2 protein-coding genes and 1 pseudogene are annotated in these 1,872 nt (G+C 68.5%); 1 reads left to right on the forward strand and 2 read right to left on the reverse strand.

Annotated elements, in window-relative coordinates; genetic code table 11:
• A pseudogene (locus DBR34_RS24545) lies at positions 1 to 313 on the forward strand (exopolysaccharide biosynthesis protein); the annotation flags it as partial.
• Positions 314 to 401: 88 nt separating this feature from the next.
• Here the strand turns inward: DBR34_RS24545 and DBR34_RS10125 are convergent.
• Both DBR34_RS10125 and DBR34_RS10130 read right to left on the reverse strand, forming a co-directional pair.
• The gene (locus DBR34_RS10125; RefSeq protein WP_128096695.1) at positions 402 to 911 is read right to left on the reverse strand and encodes a pyridoxamine 5'-phosphate oxidase family protein; all 510 of its coding nucleotides are present in this window, start codon (positions 909 to 911) and stop codon (positions 402 to 404) included.
• A 103-nt stretch (positions 912 to 1,014) separates the two neighbouring features.
• The coding region (locus tag DBR34_RS10130) for an LLM class flavin-dependent oxidoreductase (protein WP_258223800.1) at positions 1,015 to 1,872 on the reverse strand (858 nt) is incomplete at its 5' end.

Consider the following 1,872-nt stretch of genomic DNA (forward strand, 5'->3'; position numbering starts at 1 on the left):
TATCGACGGCGCCCTGCGGCGGCTGGACAAGCTGCTGAAGCCGCGGCTGCCCGCCCTGCTGGTGCCGCGGCCGGCGCACGCGCTGACCGGCCTGCTGTTGATCCTGGTGGCGGTGCTGCTGTCGCTGCCGATCCCGTTCACCAACTACCTGTTCGGCTTCCAGCTGCTGCTGTTCGCGCTGGCGTTGCTGGAACGCGACGGCATGCTGATGCTGTTGAACTGGATCGGCGCGCTGGCCGCGGTGCTGTTCTTCGGCTTCAGTTCCGGGCAGCTGGTGAGCTATACGGTGGAGCAGGTCCAGCGCTGGTTCTGAGGGGCGCGCCGACAGGCGCCGACCAACGGTCGGGGCCTCCCCCGGGTAGAGCCGACCGTTGGTCGGCTGCCCGGAAATCGCCCGGCACTCACGCCCCGGGCTTGAGATCCACCGTACCGGTGTCGGACAACGCGCCCGGGTCATCGGTGACGGCCGACAACACGAAATACAACGCGCTGCCAAGCAAGCCGCCGGGGCCGTCCCAGTACTCGGCCGATTCGGCGCTGACATGGATCAGGCGCAGGTTGGGGTCGTCCTTGCCACCGGGGAAGAACAGCTTCATCGCCGGCGACCACAGTTCCTCGATCTTCGCGCGGTCATCGACGATGCGTGCGGTGCCGGCGACCGACACGTAGGTGTTGCCCGAGGGCGAAGAGTAGGACACGTTGACGCGCGGGTTGAGCGCGATCTCGGCCACCTTGGGGCTGTCGGCTTCGGTGGCGAACCAGAGGTCGCCGTCGAACTCGACCTCCTGCGTGCCGAGCGGGCGGCTGTAAAGCCGGCCGTCGACACCGACGGTGGTGAACATGGCGATGTCGACATCGCGGATCATGCCCGCCAGTTGTTTGATGTGCTGTTGGCGGTCGTGTTCTGCCATGGGGTGACTCCTGAAACGGGAGCCCCCATCACAGCCGATCGGCAGCCACGGCAGCGTGAACCGCGCGGTCACGCAATCTTCGCGCGCACTCGCAACGCTGTCTCTACGCGTTGGCCTTCCACGCCTGCATCGCCAGCCCGAACGAGCGCTTGCGCGCGCCATGATCGAAGATATTGGCGGTGAGCAGCAGTTCGTCAGGCTTGTGGCGCGCCGCGAACGCGGCCATGCCCTCACCCACCTGGCGCATGTCGCCGACCACCGCGCAGGCCAGCGCGTTCTGCACGCCCAGCTTTTCATGCGGCTGCCAGAAGTCTTCGATGTCGTTGATCGGCGGCGGAATCAGCCCCGGCTTGCCGCGGCGCAGGTTGACGAAGCTCTGCTGCTGGGTCGTGAACAGGCGCTTGGCCTCCGCCTCGGACTCGGCCGCCACCACGTTGATGCCCAGCACCGCGTACGGCGCCTCCAGGTACTGCGAGCGGCGGAACTCGCGGCGGTACACCGCCAGCGCCTCGTCCATCGCATCCGGCGCGAAGTGCGACGCGAACGCGAACGGCAGGCCCATTGCGGCGGCCAGGCGCGCGCTGAACAGGCTGGAGCCCAGCAGCCACACCGGCACCGGGATGCCGGCGCCAGGCACCGCACGCACCGCCTGGCCGGTCTGTGCCGGTTCAAAGTAATGCAGCAGTTCGCGCACGTCCTGCGGGAACTGGTCGGCGCTGTCGAAGTAGCGGCGCAGGGCGCGCGCTGTGGGCTGGTCGGTGCCGGGCGCGCGGCCCAGGCCCAGGTCGATGCGATCGGGGTAGAGCGAGGCCAGCGTGCCGAACTGCTCGGCCACCTGCAGCGGTGAATGGTTGGGCAGCATGATGCCGCCGGCGCCTACGCGGATACGCGTGGTGCCGCCGGCCACGTGGCCGATCAACACGGCGGTGGCGGCGCTGGCGATTCCGGGCATGTTGTGGTG

The sequence above is a fragment of the Stenotrophomonas sp. HMWF003 genome (assembly GCF_003061285.1).
Lineage (GTDB): Bacteria > Pseudomonadota > Gammaproteobacteria > Xanthomonadales > Xanthomonadaceae > Stenotrophomonas > Stenotrophomonas maltophilia_AP.